This window comes from Acinetobacter sp. HZNU-JH01 (genome assembly GCF_037996845.1).
In the GTDB taxonomy this organism is placed as follows: domain Bacteria; phylum Pseudomonadota; class Gammaproteobacteria; order Pseudomonadales; family Moraxellaceae; genus Acinetobacter; species Acinetobacter haemolyticus.
Window position 1 is genome coordinate 1,047,642 of sequence record NZ_JBBMZX010000001.1, and the last position, 16,407, is coordinate 1,064,048.

Sequence of the window (16,407 nt, forward strand, 5' to 3'; positions counted from 1 at the left end):
TTTGTTATTTATTTGATGTATTTGACATGTTCATCTTTGAGTGGTCCATGTTCATCATATTTGAATGATCCATATTACCCATTTTAGACTGATCCATATTCATCATCTTAGAGTGATCCATCTGAGACATATCAGCCATATTGCCATGCTCATGCTGACTATGATCCTGTTGGGTTTTCTCATCATTCTTCATATTACAAGGTTTTTGGCATTTCTCTGACATTTTTGAGTCCGCTTTAGTTTCAGTGACTACAGTGGTTCCCTGTTTAGCATCGGCTGCCCAAGACTGAGTTCCTGCAATTAAAGTTCCAATACACATAAGTGTAGTTAAGCTACGACGGAATAGAGTTTTCATGTTTTGCTCCAAAAATTAACTTTATACAAATACCTTAAAGGCTACCACTGAACATCTATGTGACATGAAAATGACATTTTTGTAATCTACAACGAATCACGTATTTATAACGTTATTATGTTCTTAATGAGTGATATGGGATTTTTATCAATGAGAATCTTACTAGTTGAAGATGAACAAAAAACCGGTGACTACCTTAAACAAGGTCTATCTGAAGCTGGGTATATAACGGATTGGGTAACGGATGGATTATCTGGTAAACATCAAGCGCTTTCCGAAGAATATGACCTCATCATTTTAGATGTGATGCTTCCAAAGCTAGATGGTTGGGATATCATTTATGATATCCGAAAAAGTGGCAAAACTATGCCTATTCTTTTTCTTTCAGCACGTGATCAAATTGAAGATCGTGTGAAAGGCTTGGATTTAGGTGCTGATGATTATCTAGTCAAGCCTTTTGCTTTTGCTGAGTTATTAGCACGAATTAAAAGCTTACTCCGACGGGGACAACAAAAAGAAGATAGTAACCTTATTACAATTGCTGATCTTGAACTTGATCTTCGTAAACGCCGCGTCACTCGCGCTGGGCAACGTATTGACTTAACAGCTAAAGAATTCGCGCTGATGGAATTATTTATGCGTAGACGTGGTGAAATTTTACCTCGCGCACTCATAGCTTCTCAAATTTGGGATATGAATTTTGATAGTGATACCAACGTCGTAGAAGTCGCTATTAAACGTTTGAGAAGTAAAATTGACAGTAACTTTAGCCCTAAGCTAATCCAGAACATACGGGGAATGGGTTATGTTCTAGAGGTTGAAGATGACTCGTAAATTGTTTAATGCAATCAGCTTTCGTATAGCTATTATTTTTTCTCTATCTACCGTAATCATTCTAATGATTATGGGACTAGTTATTCATCAACTCGTAATGCATCATTTCGAAGCTCAAGACCGAACTCAATTAGAAGGTAAAATTCAACTTATAGAGAATCTATTAGAACAGAATCCTTCTAATTCTCAAGAATTGAATTTATATTTAAAAGATGCCTTAGTTGGTCATCATGATCTAATTGTTCAAATTGAACGACCAACGGGTCAAATTATTTTTAGTTCAGCACCATCCACCATTCATACCCAAACACTCAATAAATCAAAACGAAAGCCTTGGGTTGAATGGAGCATTCAAAATAAAACCTACCGTGGTTTAATTTATACAAAGTCTTTTAATCATCAAGACTCAATTATGTCAGCTCAAATTGTCGTTGGCATCGATACTTCTGAGCATCTACATTTCTTAAATGACTTTAGACGTCAACTTCTATACATTGGATTTGTGGGTACAATTTGTTTAATGTTCTTAGGGTGGTTCGCAGCATGGCGAGGGTTACGCCCAGTTCAAAAAATGGCAAAAGTGGCAGAAGGTATATCTGCTCAACATCTTTCTGAACGCTTAGAAGTCGAAAACACGCCAACAGAGCTTAGATCCTTAGCCATAGCTTTTAACGATATGTTAGATAGACTGGAATCTGCTGTAGAGAAATTATCAGACTTCTCATCTGATCTTGCTCATGAAATTCGCACACCTATTAATAATTTGATGACTCAAACCCAAGTATGTTTATCCCGTAGTAGAGATATCAATACTTATCAGGAAGTTCTCTTTTCTAACTTAGAAGAGTTTGAACGTTTAGCTCGGATGGTTTCAGATATGTTATTCCTTGCCAAAGCCGAACACGGTTTGCATTTACCAAACTTACAAAGAATTGATTTGGTCAAAGAAATTTCAGCTTTATTTGACTTTTATGATGCTATTGCTTCTGAAAAGAAAATGACTTTAGAACAAACTGGTCTAGGTTATGTAAATGGCGATCCTTCAATGTTACGTCGAGCACTCAGTAATCTATTATCAAATGCGATCAAATATGGAAAAACAGATTCAGTGATCAAAATCAATTGCCAACAAAGCTTTGATAAAACTGTTTTTACAATTGAGAATGAAAGCTCACCTTTATCATCAGACCAGCTAAATCGATTATTTGACCGTTTTTATAGAACAGATGCTTCCAGACAGCGAGTTGAGGAAGGTACTGGCTTAGGGCTAGCAATTACCAAATCCATTCTTGATGTACATGGCGCAACAATTCAAGCAGACTATAATAACGGACGTATAATTTTTAAAATTATTTTTAAAAATTAATCACTTATATAAAAATAAACAACTACTGACTACTCATCTTTAATAGTTAAAAATAATGAGTAGTCAGAAAAACTTAGTTTTGGCTACGTAGTCGTAAAGCATTACCAATTACCGATGCTGAGCTTAGGCTCATTGCTAATGCTGCGATCATAGGCGAGAGTAACCAGCCAGTAAATGGATACAGTACACCAGCAGCCAAAGGGATACCTAATCCATTATAGAGGAAAGCAAACATCAAGTTTTGTTTCATATTTTTAACAGTTGCCTCTGATAAAGAACGAGCAATTTCAATACCACGTAAGTCACCTTTTACCAAAGTAACTTGGGCACTATTCATTGCTACATCTGTTCCTGTACCCATTGCAATTCCGATATCAGCCTGAGCTAAAGCTGGGGCATCATTGATCCCATCACCAGCCATCGCAACCACTCTTCCTTCTTTTTGCAATTTCTTAACCAATTCTAATTTATCTGCGGGTTTAACCTCACCATAAACCTCATCAATACCTAATCTAGCGCCAACAGACTTAGCTGTTGTTAATCCATCACCAGTAGCCATTACGATTCTTAGACCGGAATCTTTTAATGAAAGAACAGCCTCAGGTGTACTTGCTTTGATTGGATCTGAAACAGCTATTAACCCTATCAGTTTTCCATCCACAGCTAAATGCATGACACTTGCACCTTCGGCTCTTAACTTTTCAGCTTCGGGAACAAATGCTTTAACTGATATTCCCAGCTGTTCCATTAATGCTGTATTACCAAGAGATAATTGTTGTCCATTTAACTCTCCTTTAACACCAATCCCAGAGCCAGATTCAAAAGATGTTGGTCTAGACAGTACAAGATTTCTTTCACGGGCAGCACGTACGATTGCATCAGCTAAAGGGTGTTCACTCCCCTGATCCAGACTAGCTGCTAACCGAAGTACCTCATTTTCTTCATAGCCCGAAAGAGCGATAACCTTATCGAATGAGGGTTGGCCTTCAGTTAAAGTACCTGTCTTATCAATAATTAAAGTATCAATCTTACGTAAATTTTCTATTGCAGCTGCATCACGAAAAAGTACACCATTCGATGCACCACGACCTGTTGCCACCATAATTGACATAGGTGTCGCTAAGCCTAAAGCACATGGGCAAGCAATAATTAACACTGCGACAGCATTAATTAACCCGTAAACCCAACTAGGCTCTGGGCCAAATACCCCCCAACCAAAAAATGTAAGCACAGAAATAGCAATAACTACCATAACAAACCAACCTGCAACATGATCTGCCATTCTTTGCATCGGCGCTTTAGAACGTTGAGCTTGCGATACCATTTGTACGATCTGAGACAGTACCGTTGAAGATCCAACCTTTTCTGAACGCATTACTAATGAACCATTCATATTTATTGTTGCACCTATTACTTGATCGCCTTCACGTTTTGTAACGGGAACAGGTTCTCCTGTTAACATTGATTCATCAATAGAACTTGACCCTTCAGTAACAACTCCATCAACAGGGACCTTTTCACCTGGTCGTACTCGGAGCAAATCTCCAACATGTACATGGGAAAGAGGAATATCTTCTTCTTTACCATCGTCATTTATTTTTCTTGCAGTCTTAGGTGCTAGCCCAAGTAAAGATTTAATTGCTGCCGAGGTCTGTGATCGAGCTTTCAACTCAAGAACTTGGCCTAATAAGGTCAGCGAAATAATGGCTGCTGTGGCCTCAAAATACACAGCAACACGCCCCATAGATACAAATGAGTCTGGAAATACTTGAGGTACTATTGTTCCAACAAGGCTGTATATAAAAGCAGCTCCTGTACCAATTCCAATCAAGGTCCACATATTTGGACTCCGATTAAGGATTGACTGCCAACATCTCACAAAAAATGGCATTCCTGCCCACAAAACAATTGGTAAAGTCAGTACCAGTTCAATCCAGCTTTGCACCTGCATTTCGAACCAGTTCAATTGATGACCAAACATTGCTAAGAAAACTACAATAATGGTTAGCGGTAAGGTCCACCAAAATCTATGCTTAAAATTCTTGAGTTCTGGGTTTTTATCAGCGTCATCTAAGTCAGGAAGTAAAGGCTCTAACGACATACCACAGATCGGACAATTTCCCGCATGGTTCTGTCTAATTTCAGGATGCATTGGACAAGTGTATATCGTGAAGGTATTAACATGAGCAGGCTGATTAACTTCATTTGAATCCTCACCATCCCTCTTTTGTGGTTCTTTTAACGTAACTACATTCTCAACTTTAGTAATATAAAAATGAGGATCACTTTTAAACTTTATGTGGCATTTCTCACTACAAAAGTAAAAAGTTCTATTTTTAACTTCTTCATAAAACTTGGATGCTTCTGTAACTGTCATACCACAGACAGGGTCAGTAAGTCTGTTATTGAGTACTTTGTTTTCATGATGATGGTCCATAAAAGCCTCCTTCATATTTAATTTTTTAAATTAATAATTTCATTAAGATGGAAATAGACTCCCTCTTATTAGTTTGTTTAGTGATCATTGTTTTCTTTAAAGCCAGTGTACCACTTGTGGTTTTTTAATTTTTAAAATGACAAAAATGTAATTTTGAAGTCATCGGGATGTTTCTCTCATCCTTTAATAATAAGCATGAGAAAGGTGATGACCAAGCAACCAATTGATGCATTTCATTCGGTCATTACTGAGCCCAAGATTAATTTAAAGAGGATGAAGAAATGAAAATTTTCAAAAATAAAATGTCAGCTCTACGTAACACTCTCGTAGGTGTAACACTGATTGTTACTGCTTCAAGTGCATTTGCACACGTGAAACTTGAAAGTGCAATTCCTGCGATCAATGCTTCTGTAGCAAGTCAACCAAAAAACATAACACTCAATTTTGGTGAAGAAGTCATGCTAATGAACGTTAAGTTACTTGATGCCCAACGTAAGGATATCCCTTTGAACTACCAAATAACTCATGATATGAAAAAATCATTTGACGTAGCGGTTCCAAAACTAAAAAAAGGAAAATATACGGTGGTTTGGACCACAATGGGTACCGATGGCCATAACATGAATGGTGAATATAATTTCACTATTAAATCGGTAAAATAACAATAAATGCAAATAGCCAACATGCAAGCAGCTTGCTTACACGTTGGCTATAACTGTGGGAGAAAAATATGATTCCTGAGACTTGGATATACGCAACATGGTTGGTTAAAGTCATTCTATATTTAGGGATTGCATTTATTATAGGTGGTGCTTTCTGCTATTTCTTACTTGGACGTTATGTTGAAATAAAGGGAACTATTCTCAAATACATAACTATTGGTACAGGATTAGGTCTTTTTTCAAGTGTTCTCGGCTTCTTCATTCTTATAGGAAGTTTTGCCAACACTGGCCTTTCAGGTATGTGGGATAGCAACTATATAAATATACTAGTCAATACTCCTACTGGACATGTCTATATCATTCGATCAATCAGTTTTGCACTTTTACTCATATTTATGATAGTCAAACTTAGTAAAGGGACGATTGATATTTCCAAAACTGAAGGAGCAATCTTTACCATACTGCTCACACCAATCGTTTTAAGTTTTTCACAACTCGGACACGTCACGAATTTACCCTTTTTCGCTCAAGCTTTGTTAACAATACATGTACTTGTAATGTCCTTATGGATGGGGTCGCTTTATCCATTATGGAAAACAAGCAAAAAAATTAATGGCTTACCACTTAAAGAACGTATGCATCTATTTGGGCAAATAGCAGCCTTTATTGTAGGAATACTCATCGCTTGTGGTCTTAGTATTGCTTTATTACTCTTTAAAGATTTTAATACTCTAATCAATACACCTTATGGGCATGGATTTATTATTAAAATATTATTTGTCCTAAGTATTTTATTGTTAGCAGCCTTTAACAAATGGTATTTCACACCTCGCTTACAAGACCCGAAATTTGCGAAACAATTGGGCTATGCCATTTTATTTGAGATGTCATTAGGTCTATCAATTCTTTTAGCCACTGGTTATATCACCACTGTAGTCGGTATTGAGTAAAAAAGGATCACGCTATGACTTCATGGATGAAGTACAATTTATTATTTCTCATATTTTTAAATACAATATCTTGGGCTGAACCTAGCACTTCAAAAACGATTCGCTCCTTAGATGATACTGATTTACGTAATATTACTGATCATAACCATGGCGATACCAAAGTTGATGAGAATAAAGATGACCATCATTCCAAAGATAAACAACTACGTAATGAGGATAGTAGACAACAAAAAGTTATAAATGGATTAATGTTACAAAAGCCTAACGTACTACCGCCCTCCAAATAAACGATACTTAAGTAATGTTTATTGATTCAATAAGTAGTTCAAATTTTTTAATAAAAAATAGTAGCAATATTACTGTTGGGGGCTTCTTAGCCCCCAACAGTATTTAATTCAAAGCCTGCACCGACTGCTGCAACCCTTTCTGAATATCCTGAACATGATTCAGGTCATGCGTTTGCTTACGCTGTTCTGGTTTGGAATCCTCCGTATAAAACTCCTCAACAATGTCCATCCCTTCCTCACCTCCCACCTCAAAGCTGGCATTGCCATAACCTATCCTCGCTACTTGATCCAATGCCTCTTGATAGAACCCTGCTGCTTTGCTTTGTTCACTGATTTGCTTGGCATTGCTAATCGCTTCCTGCAAATTGACACCATCACGTAAGGTCAAGTCCACGTAGTAAATCGGAGTACGGTAACTTTGCGTGGTACTTTTGCCTCTGAGAGTAAGTTGCAAAGGTAGGCATGAAAGTAAATCACCTGAAGCCGAGCTGTAATAACGTAATCGCGCTGCCAGAGTGCGGATGCTATTAAAACCTGTGGTTCTAAAGATGAAGGTACCGAACTCATCGGATTCGTCTAAATTGACGTAAAGTCTCCCGTAAGGCTTACACAGTCCACCTTGTGCCAATGGACATAAATCAGGGGATGGACATGGATGTTGCTCAATCCCATTTTGTCCAAGTCGCTGGCAAGTTTCTCCATTGCCTGAACAGATTAAGCGTCCTGTTTGGCGGTCAAATAGGCTGTACTCTGCCCGTAGACTCAGTTCGGGATCATTGAAGATCATCCGCACTGGAATGGTTCTGAGTTTTTGATTGGGTGCTTTAGCTCGGAGTTGTTCATCCAAGGGATGCTTGATCCACCCATCCTTTCCTTGAATTTGGCTGGTAATGGTAAATTGATCATCCTTTTCAGGGACGCGCTTTCCGTTCTTTTCCACGATCTTACCAATACTGATACGACCTAAAACGGGTGGTGTGATTGCTAAACCTTTAATCATGGTGATGTCCTCTATATAGGTGTTGAAGTGATGTTTAAATTTTGCGCATAAAAAAATCCCATATCTGTTGAGGTATGGGATCGGGTTATTTGATGTGGCTATGGTGATTGATGCGTTGTTGGGAAATAAATGCTGGAATGTGTATTTGGCCTATCCACCATTCGGATAAATCTGAAATCTTCGTGTCCCTACTTTGATTTGTGGGAATTGCTGTAGATATTCAGGATGTTGTTTCAGTAACGCTTTACTATTTAAGGTGGTGGCGTCTTGTGCCTTCTTCCACGTCACTGAGCCTCCTGTAAATACCGCACGTTCCGCATCTTTCATCAGCATTTGTATTTGATGTTTAAGTTCATCGAAATACTGTTGATGCTGTTCAAGCCTATGTCGCTCTTCTAACAGTTGGTTAAAGAGGTAGTTGGCCTGTTCATTTTGGCTGAGGTCTTCGACTAATAATGGAATCTGTTCAGGATAGAGTTGTTGTAGTGCTTTGGCTGCTGAATCCGAGGCATCGACACTCGGTGGAATACCCGATTCAACACATTGCCAGAAGTGACGCTCCGCATTAATGATGTGCTGGATCACCGTTTCATTACGGGTCACTTTATAGATTTTAGTTTCATGCCCACAGATCAAGGCACAGATATGCGCGGCTTGTTTGCCTGTGACAGCGAGTTGATGTTGTACTTGGCACAGCACATACAGTGGTACGCCATCTCGCCAGAGTTTTGCACCATATTCTCCGACAGTTTTACACTCTAATATTTGAACTTCTTCATTACTGACAATGGCATAGTCCAAATTGGCGAGCATAAAATGTTTGTCTTCATCAGGGTGTTGTAATACTGCATTGACACGACGGACTTTGTTGTTGGTGTGCATGCTGTAGTATTCAGCCACCAAGGGTTCAAGTTGTTTGCCCCAGTACAACGGTGCATAGCCTGCACTCTCGTCTTCAATGTTTTGTTGCATCCGATCGGTTTTGATCATCCATAATTCAAGCATCGACATATAGGGATTGAGTCCGCATGCGGTTGCAGCATCACTACTGCCAATGCCCTGTTTGCGGATTTCAAGCCATTGTTGATAGTTGAGTTGCTTGGTGTTGGCAAGGCGTTTGGCAGTGGGTGTTTTGGATTTTCTTGGCTGTTTATTGGGTCGGTCACGTTTGGTTCGAGTGCCCACTTCCACCTGTGAAGTGGATGGATTGATATTCGGTGAGTAGGCTTGTAATGGGGGTTGGTTTAATGCGTTTTGAATATGATGATGACTATTCATAATGGCGAGATTCCTTTTTAAATAAAGTATCGTCACCACAGCAACCGCTAAATTTCAGGCATAAAAAAGCCACCTCTGAGAGTGGCGAAGGGTCTTGCACTGCGGCTATCGTATAACCACTGGCTTAGGCTAATGGTGAAAACTTAAATGAAGCTGAAATTTGAGTCACTATGGTGGGTATAGATTTTGAGGGAATTGACGTGGATCTGATATTGGTTGGACTAAGTAAGGCTAAGCCAACATGCGTAGAGCCTGTTCCAAACCACGTTGTTTAATTGCAGCCCCTGCCCCAAACCATGCTGAATCCAGTCGATGATCGGTACTCATCGCTCGACGTTCATGGTCGGTGAACTCGGTAATGGCGCATAGCAAACCATAGGCCGTATCTTTGGCTGAACTCAGTTCTGCGCCACGTCCATGCCCGTTAAACATGGTCATCACTTTTGACATCGCACGTCCATTGGGTTCAGTTTTATTTTCGGATTTATTGATGCTCGGTGTTACGGGAATAGTTGCTTTGGGTAGTGCTGCATTGCGATAGTATTGAATGATACTGTCCTCTTGATCTGCCACACTCAGATTGCTGTTGTTAAACACTGCATCAAAGTAAGCGGCTGCTTCTTGTTGCGTCACTTTACGTTGACTCAGTTGCTTCATTTCATACATGTGTTCATCCCATGCACGCACTGAAATACCGAGTTGATGTTTGACTTTCTCTGCATCAAAGCGAGTACTGTGTGGAACTTTGACTACGCCCGTGTTGTTCGATCCAGCGTTTTGTGCTTTCAGGGCAATCGCAAGCGTGTTGTTACAGACCACACGAATAGAGGTGAATTGGGCGGTGGTCGCTAAGGTTCCATCACAAGCAGTAGCTAATAGAATATAGCCATTACTCACATCCTTTCCTTTTAAGGCAGATGTTTGTCCTGTCTTAGCCAATGCCCAGAATTTCTTACCGCCTTTAAGCACCCCAGCAGTTTCCAGTTCAAAACCTGATTGCTCAGTCAGATCACGGTAAAACTCTAGAATCTCTTTGGGCTGAACCTCTTGAAAGCGTTGACTGACCACGGATAAAGGTTCATGCGTATCAGAGCGATACAACACGCGTTGCTCTTGATAAGGCAAGATTAGGTTTTGTTGTTTATGGTTTTCAGCCATATAACTGACATTTGAAGATTCAATACGCCAATCCATGCCTGCTTGTTTGGCCCAGACTTCAATCGGTTGATTGGGCGTGAGTTGGTTGCCTAGTCCATGCCAAGGGGTTTGTCCTACAAATGCCATGTTTTCAACTAAATGTGCCATAGAGATGATTCCTGTATAAAAGTGATGTTGTTTAAAACAATAAAATTGAATGATGCTTAGTCAGCCACAGCAAAGTCCTGTCCGCATTGCAGACAGTGGTAATGTTGCGCAGATTTATAATGACGATAGAAATAATGCTGACTGACCATAACCAGTGTTCCACCGACTACCACTCCAATCAGCCCACCGATATACGGAGGGATACCTGCCTCTTTTGCCAGTTTGATCCCCAGTGCGGCCATTGCGGGTGGTGAAAATGCATCTAGGATTTTTTCAAAATACTGTGGACCATTCGGCTGAGATTCTCTGAGAATCACCTGTTCAGAATGGCAATAAGGACAATGTACGGTGCTCATCACGAAAGTCCTTTCAGTGAATGTGAATATTGATTTTTATGTCTAAATCTTGGGATTTTCAGGCATAAAAAAACCATGCCTCTTGGGCATGGTTGATATGTCTGCTTTCGTTTTGTTATTTAAAGCTATAGCTTGCTGAGCCTTGATCCGTCTCAATATCAACTTTTACCACAGCATCGTAGGAACATCTGAGGTAAAGCTGTAGGGATTGCCCAATCTGGAAATAGGCAGGTAGCTTGATTGGATCATTGTATCGACCTGTGTAACTGCAACGTCCATTATTTACATTGACGTTGGTCACCGCGATTGGCTCAGCATCGATAGAACGAATGGTGAGAATCACATAGGTTCGATCGTATAACCCTCCTGGGCTATATTCTGTATTTAAATTCACTTCCAATACATCAGGATTAAAACTCGAACCACATCCTGTCAGCATCAGTGGTAGGGTAATTAATGTAGGTAGTATCAATTTCATTAATCGTTTCACAATTATTTTTCCTTTATTCGGTTTAGCTTCTTTAATGTTAATCAGCACCAAGTCCGCTTGTGTCTGGGCTGGGTACTGGGTCTTCACAGAGGTAATATGTATTTGAAATTTCTTTAATTTGATTAAGTGTTCCCTGTTATAAATGCTGGGAACTGCGCAAGAATGCTCGTGGCAGTTGCCTGATCAACATTTAAAGCGGTACTGATCTGAAAGAAATGGTTCCGCGCTGTTTCAACTTCAAAGTTCCTTTTTTCCATCAACACCAGTACTTCTTCAAGCAGGCTCTGACATAGTTGGGGTGACAGGCTGTTTTGAATCGCAGAGACTTCATCAAGTAGGTCAAAAAAATCAAACTGCTGATCTTGTTGCATCAACTTCCCAAGGAATGCCTGATCCTGTGGATGGACAAATTCACGATCAAATAACTGTTGCATCAACGCCCTCACCTGATTGCTCCACTCACCTCGCTAGCCCAGTAATAAGTAGGCATACAGTTTGATGATTGGCTGTAGGTTTGCGATCGTTGTGGGTTGGCTTTGTTGAGATTGTTGCTGCGTAGATACAGATGACAATGAATCAGTCAGGGTTTTATGAAGCGCACAATATTGGTTTAGGAAATCTGCCAATAGCCGTAGCCCTGCTTTTTCAGGCTGAGCCAAAGTCACTTTAGCGGTGCTATTGATCACTAACTGCTTACTGAGCATTCCCATTGAATAACCCACTGAAGTGATTGCTTTCATTGGATAGACATTTGCATTGGCAAAGGCTTCCTTGAAATAGATGCCTTGCGTTGTCAGACACAATCCATTCTTGCCCTGACCAAATACCGTTTCATCGACCAAAAGCAATACTTCTTCAGGCTTAGTCCTAGGAGGCAAATAGCTCATTGCACCTAGAATCTTATTCATAGGAATCTGGGGTGCTAGGAAAATAGCGGGGTCAGCCTGTAATAAATCTAACTGCGGAAACTGTTGTTTACATTGATTAAAGTCCATCATTATTTTTTCACTCTTCATCTTTTTGATCGTGCTTAGTTCGATGCAACCAATTGCCAGCCTGTTTCTGAATCATAAGGGCGTAAATGTACGACCTGATCTTTGAGGAAGGATTGCTTATATTCATCATCAAAGCGTTCAACCGTGATCTGACAGCGATAGAGATCGTATTTGGAACTTGTCCCTTCTTGCCCTACAAACAGATTCCCGACCTGACATTGCTGTAACTTGATCTGAATCACTGAGGCATCTTGAGCATGCAAGAGCTGAAGCACTGCATCAGCTTGAGGAAGTTCTGTTGGTGTGTCCTTACTGCCACATCCATACAGGCTGCCAAGTAACAACAGACTGCATATAAATTGGATATTTCGAACGGATTTATGTTTAAAGATCTCTAACATTTACAGTGCCCCCTCTATACCACTTGACCCTACATTTAGGCTGAGTTGCGTGATTTCTTCTTCAGTTGGTGGTCGAACTTCGAGTTCAGGCTCAGCTTGTTGCTGTTCAGGATTACGGTAATGTTTAAGACCAAACAGGAATGGCAGTTTTTGTTGGAGTGGGTATGGCTGTTCAGCATTGAGATTCTTGTTGGACTCATCTGCATTTAATGGACGAGTGCTTAAATAAAGTTGTGATGGATTGATGGTGGCTAAGCGTAGGTAGCGACCATCATTGTTATTGTGCTGGTACAGGATGGCTTGTTCTAAAACCAATTGCCCTTGCTGCATACTCAAGATAAAACCAAGATAATTCCGCTTGTCTCGTTCATCACGTAGATTGCCTAGAATGATTTCGGCATCTTTGGGTGATGCACTAAAGACTAGATTGAGCTTAGATACGGTTGAATCGTAGTAGCCCGCAGCATTGGTGCTCGATGCCTGTATATGCATAACCTGCCGATCCGCATCATATTGCGCTGAATCTTCGCTGGATGGACTAAGTACATTGATGGGAATTGGATAAGCCAAATAATTTAAGGCATCTTCCAATCGTCCAAGGTCAACATTGAGATGGGCTGTGGCTTTTTTTAAAGTGCCTTGTTCTGCCTGAATCCGTTGCTGGTATTGCTCGGTCGTTTCAAATTCGCCTTTACCTGCTCCTGTAACTGGAGTCTTCAACATTCGGGCATGGTTAATCACCAAATCATTGGCACTGGCAAATAAGTCATTGTTTGGAAATTCCAGTAAGGATTGCTGACTTGGTTTTTCTATCCCCAACACCAAGACTTGATTTGGCTTGAGTTGCAGTTTTTCTCGGAATTGCAGCAGTGCAGATCGATTGCCTGATTGACCATGCAGATAGTCACGAAAATCTGAGACCTCGGCTTCAGGCAGTTGTTGTAGATTGATAAATGGTTGTAATGCTTTGGCTTCGACCAGAACAGGTCGCTGTGTTGGTTCAAGTCGTTGGCTGAGTGCTGCATTTTCGTCAGGGCGTAAAACTTCAGTGGAAGCATCTTTATTTCCACAGCCGATCAGTAAAAATGATCCGAGCACACAGACAAACAGAGGATGCACATCCTTCATTTGTTTACCCCAGATAAAATTATTGTTTTATGTATGCTGTTATTGGTTTAGCTATGACAAAACCGTATACAGCACTGGGGGATAGAGAAGAACGGGAAATTAAGAATTTGTAGACGCATGGGCGACTCCTTTGTTTATTAAAGAAGTTCTACCAAAATCACTGCTAAATAATGGTGGCAGAACGAATGGGGGTTAGCAGACTGGTAAACAAAGAAACCAGCACGCGCAAGCGCGTCCCCCAAACGTCTGCCATAAAGAGAATGGGGGACGAACGGGTCCACAGCAGATAAAAGTAAACTTTTAACTACCGTCTTTGTTTATAGGGTCTGCTAAAACCCACTGGCAATGTAGGCCAGCATCGAAAGGATAGCCCCCACTCTGTCTGCCGTCAAGCAGACAAAGTTGAGCGAACGGATTGATGTTGATTTGATAAGCAGTGTATCTAGCGATTGAAAGATACTTTTAAAAATTAAAGCCTTTGACTGGCTTAGCTAAGAATTGTTGAAATTTTCGAGGGCGTACTCTTAACCGCGTCGCCTTATCATCTACACTGTAAAACTCATTTCGCCTCATACCTTCTAGATCATCACGAATATCTTCCATTTCCTCAAACATGGCAAGGAAGCTATCATCTCGTTCTTCCCATGGTAAATCCGAATTTGAATCGAGTACCAAACCATTGCCATGAGTTACAGTCAACCATTCCTGATTGAGTTGCTGACAAAGCATTTCTGCTTGTTTTAGCACGTTGCCATTAAACGTTAGAAAGTAAGCACATACATACTGATTCGTTTCAGGGATACGCAATACTTTGCGATAAAGAAATAAACAACCATTTTGAATCAAGGCACTATTCTGAATCCTTTTTTCAAAAAGGCTTACATGCTTAGCAACGTCAAAAATCGAGACTAAAGGGATTTGATCCGCCTGATAGGTGAAATAGCATTTCAGCGTATTGAGATGGTGTTGATGTATGGTAATTGCGTCATATTGTTCAACACATTTACGAATACGTTTTGCGTGCGCCTCGTTGTCTGCTTTGATCGTTTCTAAGAATTGAACACTGGTATATACCACCCGTAACTTTTCCAGCAAGAGTGCAATGAAAACTTTGATCTGCTCCACTTCTTCACTAGGTAGGTATACAAGTTTGAGATCACACAATGTTGCGTGATAACAATAGGCTAAAATTGAAATCCACAGATCGAATTCCAATTCTTTATAGTGCATCAATGGTTTCCAATCAGGCAACGTATCTAAAAATACCTCATGCCAATATTGCATATCTAACGCCGACTTCTCAAAACGTGCTTGTTGATAGAACTTTTGTAGATTTTGTTCTAGGCGAGTGGCATGTTGATGTTCGACTTGGTAAAAACTCATTGCAAAAACTCCTATGCGATTGAATTGCATAGGAAGGTGTTTGGCGTATTTTTTTAATTTTGCTTGATCCTGACCATCACTCAGCCTAGTGACTGGAAGCGACTTACTTCACCTTGTTATGCTTAAAGTGGCTACAAGCATAGGCTTCAAAACCACGTGGCTTTATTCGCAAATATTGATGCTCACTGTCGATCCCTATTTTGGTGAGGTATGGAGCCACATAATTGAACAATATATTCATGCGCCCTGTATCTGCCCGATCAATGACCTGACCATTGATGTGCTGTTGAATAGGATAACGAATGTTCTCTTTGCGTTGGACATATAAATATCCCCTACCCTCCGTAACACGATGCCAAATATTTACAGCCCCTTGATAGAATCGATAAGGGGTTTGTAAATGTTTCCCATCAAGGATCACCATAAAATGAATATGGAAATGTCCGCATTCTTTGCCTTGCTCAACCACTCTGGCATAGAACAAAATCTCTAAATCAACTTTATCTCGATCTTGCTCAGTCAGTACATAGTGTTCAGGTTTATTTATCTCTTTGACAAATTGCTCAAGATGAGTCCTGAGATCAAGACTGCTCACTGAATCTTCATAAGCTTTAAAATAGTACAACTCAAAACGAAACGGTAATAATCTGGACTTACGCGCTGAAAGTTCTCGTAGTTTCTCAGCAATGACCTTCCTTCTTTGCTTTGCCTGATAAGTACGATCAGACTTAATGCGACTATATGAAGAGGAAAATAACTTGGTGGCAAAGTCAAAGATTATCTCCTGCATCACACTTAATGGACGAGAACGAAGTACAATATTTCGATCCTGTTCAGGGTACTGTTCAAAGTACTCAGCTACGCAATTGGCAAACACTGTAATACGTGGGCAATACTCTCGATCAGGCAAATTCAGCAACCATAACCATTCATTTCGCTGTCCGATAATTTCTTCAATCCATGATGTATTAGCAAGAAATCGTACCAAGTCCTTATGATCCCAATGCTTAGCACCATGCCGAGCCAAGTCCTTCTCGAAACTACATAACAAGTAATCAAACCAAAAAGAAATATCTGATTCAGAATAATCTTGATTAAACACTTCACTCTCCTATGACACTTTGAAGTCATAGGAGGAGAACTTCTCTAATTTTTTACATTATGAATGGAGTCATAGTGC

General features: G+C 40.1%; 16 protein-coding genes and 1 pseudogene. 5 read left to right on the forward strand and 12 right to left on the reverse strand.

Annotated features, from left to right (window positions below; all coding sequences use genetic code 11):
- Positions 1-4 precede the first annotated feature (4 nt).
- Positions 5-355, reverse strand: a complete 351-nt coding sequence (locus tag AAC851_RS04975; protein ID WP_002058521.1) for a hypothetical protein — start codon at positions 353-355, stop codon at positions 5-7.
- Between the two features lie 150 nt (positions 356-505).
- Here AAC851_RS04975 and AAC851_RS04980 point away from each other — a divergent pair, with 150 nt between their 5' ends.
- Positions 506-1,189, forward strand: a complete 684-nt coding sequence (locus AAC851_RS04980; RefSeq protein WP_075316531.1) for a heavy metal response regulator transcription factor — start codon at positions 506-508, stop codon at positions 1,187-1,189.
- Positions 1,179-2,555, forward strand: coding sequence for a heavy metal sensor histidine kinase (locus AAC851_RS04985; RefSeq protein ID WP_340600595.1), 1,377 nt, complete (start codon positions 1,179-1,181; stop codon positions 2,553-2,555). The genes AAC851_RS04980 and AAC851_RS04985 overlap by 11 nt, the downstream gene beginning before the upstream one ends.
- A gap of 73 nt (positions 2,556-2,628) precedes the next feature.
- Here AAC851_RS04985 and AAC851_RS04990 read toward each other — a convergent pair whose 3' ends face one another.
- The gene (locus tag AAC851_RS04990) at positions 2,629-4,992 is read right to left on the reverse strand and encodes a heavy metal translocating P-type ATPase (protein ID WP_340600596.1); all 2,364 of its coding nucleotides are present in this window, start codon (positions 4,990-4,992) and stop codon (positions 2,629-2,631) included.
- 281 nt (positions 4,993-5,273) lie between these two features.
- On the opposite strand from AAC851_RS04990, the gene AAC851_RS04995 reads away from it, so the two are divergent.
- The 3 genes from AAC851_RS04995 (at position 5,274) to AAC851_RS05005 (ending at position 6,891) form a co-directional block, all read left to right on the forward strand.
- A complete protein-coding gene (locus AAC851_RS04995; protein ID WP_340600597.1) occupies positions 5,274-5,654 on the forward strand; it encodes a copper resistance CopC family protein in 381 nt (126 codons plus the stop codon).
- A gap of 68 nt (positions 5,655-5,722) precedes the next feature.
- Positions 5,723-6,604 carry a copper resistance D family protein gene (locus AAC851_RS05000; protein WP_004880444.1) on the forward strand — a complete coding sequence of 294 codons (882 nt, stop codon included), beginning with the start codon at positions 5,723-5,725 and terminating at the stop codon, positions 6,602-6,604.
- A 14-nt stretch (positions 6,605-6,618) separates the two neighbouring features.
- Positions 6,619-6,891 (forward strand): hypothetical protein, encoded by a 273-nt coding sequence (locus AAC851_RS05005; protein ID WP_004880446.1) that lies wholly within the window; start codon positions 6,619-6,621, stop codon positions 6,889-6,891.
- Between the two features lie 103 nt (positions 6,892-6,994).
- On the opposite strand, the gene AAC851_RS05010 is transcribed toward AAC851_RS05005, so the two are convergent.
- The 10 genes and pseudogenes from AAC851_RS05010 to AAC851_RS05055 form a co-directional block, all read right to left on the reverse strand.
- On the reverse strand, positions 6,995-7,891 hold the full coding sequence (locus AAC851_RS05010; RefSeq protein WP_004880447.1) for a recombination directionality factor: 897 nt from the start codon (positions 7,889-7,891) through the stop codon (positions 6,995-6,997).
- 150 nt (positions 7,892-8,041) lie between these two features.
- Positions 8,042-9,169 carry a YqaJ viral recombinase family nuclease gene (locus AAC851_RS05015; RefSeq protein WP_125503032.1) on the reverse strand — a complete coding sequence of 376 codons (1,128 nt, stop codon included), beginning with the start codon at positions 9,167-9,169 and terminating at the stop codon, positions 8,042-8,044.
- 231 nt (positions 9,170-9,400) lie between these two features.
- Complete coding sequence (locus tag AAC851_RS05020; protein WP_340600598.1) at positions 9,401-10,474, reverse strand: DUF932 domain-containing protein; 1,074 nt, start codon at positions 10,472-10,474, stop codon at positions 9,401-9,403.
- A gap of 56 nt (positions 10,475-10,530) precedes the next feature.
- The gene (locus tag AAC851_RS05025) at positions 10,531-10,830 is read right to left on the reverse strand and encodes a hypothetical protein (protein WP_005091437.1); all 300 of its coding nucleotides are present in this window, start codon (positions 10,828-10,830) and stop codon (positions 10,531-10,533) included.
- Between the two features lie 115 nt (positions 10,831-10,945).
- Positions 10,946-11,308 (reverse strand): hypothetical protein, encoded by a 363-nt coding sequence (locus tag AAC851_RS05030; RefSeq protein WP_026056367.1) that lies wholly within the window; start codon positions 11,306-11,308, stop codon positions 10,946-10,948.
- 134 nt (positions 11,309-11,442) lie between these two features.
- Positions 11,443-12,318: pseudogene (locus tag AAC851_RS05035) on the reverse strand (hypothetical protein).
- 32 nt (positions 12,319-12,350) lie between these two features.
- On the reverse strand, positions 12,351-12,716 hold the full coding sequence (locus tag AAC851_RS05040) for a hypothetical protein (protein ID WP_005091440.1): 366 nt from the start codon (positions 12,714-12,716) through the stop codon (positions 12,351-12,353).
- Entirely contained in the window at positions 12,717-13,844 is a 1,128-nt protein-coding gene (locus tag AAC851_RS05045) for a hypothetical protein (RefSeq protein ID WP_125503034.1), read from the reverse strand. It lies immediately after the preceding gene.
- 462 nt (positions 13,845-14,306) lie between these two features.
- Complete coding sequence (locus tag AAC851_RS05050) at positions 14,307-15,227, reverse strand: hypothetical protein (RefSeq protein WP_100833368.1); 921 nt, start codon at positions 15,225-15,227, stop codon at positions 14,307-14,309.
- 103 nt (positions 15,228-15,330) lie between these two features.
- The gene (locus tag AAC851_RS05055; protein ID WP_005091443.1) at positions 15,331-16,329 is read right to left on the reverse strand and encodes a hypothetical protein; all 999 of its coding nucleotides are present in this window, start codon (positions 16,327-16,329) and stop codon (positions 15,331-15,333) included.
- Between the last annotated feature and the right edge of the window lie 78 nt (positions 16,330-16,407).

Excerpts from the sequence above, each read along its gene's own strand:
- AAC851_RS04975 (WP_002058521.1), bottom strand. The coding sequence starts at position 355 with ATGAAAACTCTATTCCGTCGTAGCTTAACTACACTTATGTGTATTGGA.
- AAC851_RS04980 (WP_075316531.1), top strand. The coding sequence starts at position 506 with ATGAGAATCTTACTAGTTGAAGATGAACAAAAAACCGGTGACTACCTT.
- AAC851_RS04985 (WP_340600595.1), top strand. The coding sequence starts at position 1,179 with ATGACTCGTAAATTGTTTAATGCAATCAGCTTTCGTATAGCTATTATT.
- AAC851_RS04990 (WP_340600596.1), bottom strand. The coding sequence starts at position 4,992 with ATGGACCATCATCATGAAAACAAAGTACTCAATAACAGACTTACTGAC.
- AAC851_RS04995 (WP_340600597.1), top strand. The coding sequence starts at position 5,274 with ATGAAAATTTTCAAAAATAAAATGTCAGCTCTACGTAACACTCTCGTA.
- AAC851_RS05000 (WP_004880444.1), top strand. The coding sequence starts at position 5,723 with ATGATTCCTGAGACTTGGATATACGCAACATGGTTGGTTAAAGTCATT.
- AAC851_RS05005 (WP_004880446.1), top strand. The coding sequence starts at position 6,619 with ATGACTTCATGGATGAAGTACAATTTATTATTTCTCATATTTTTAAAT.
- AAC851_RS05010 (WP_004880447.1), bottom strand. The coding sequence starts at position 7,891 with ATGATTAAAGGTTTAGCAATCACACCACCCGTTTTAGGTCGTATCAGT.
- AAC851_RS05015 (WP_125503032.1), bottom strand. The coding sequence starts at position 9,169 with ATGAATAGTCATCATCATATTCAAAACGCATTAAACCAACCCCCATTA.
- AAC851_RS05020 (WP_340600598.1), bottom strand. The coding sequence starts at position 10,474 with ATGGCACATTTAGTTGAAAACATGGCATTTGTAGGACAAACCCCTTGG.
- AAC851_RS05025 (WP_005091437.1), bottom strand. The coding sequence starts at position 10,830 with ATGAGCACCGTACATTGTCCTTATTGCCATTCTGAACAGGTGATTCTC.
- AAC851_RS05030 (WP_026056367.1), bottom strand. The coding sequence starts at position 11,308 with ATGAAATTGATACTACCTACATTAATTACCCTACCACTGATGCTGACA.
- AAC851_RS05040 (WP_005091440.1), bottom strand. The coding sequence starts at position 12,716 with ATGTTAGAGATCTTTAAACATAAATCCGTTCGAAATATCCAATTTATA.
- AAC851_RS05045 (WP_125503034.1), bottom strand. The coding sequence starts at position 13,844 with ATGAAGGATGTGCATCCTCTGTTTGTCTGTGTGCTCGGATCATTTTTA.
- AAC851_RS05050 (WP_100833368.1), bottom strand. The coding sequence starts at position 15,227 with ATGAGTTTTTACCAAGTCGAACATCAACATGCCACTCGCCTAGAACAA.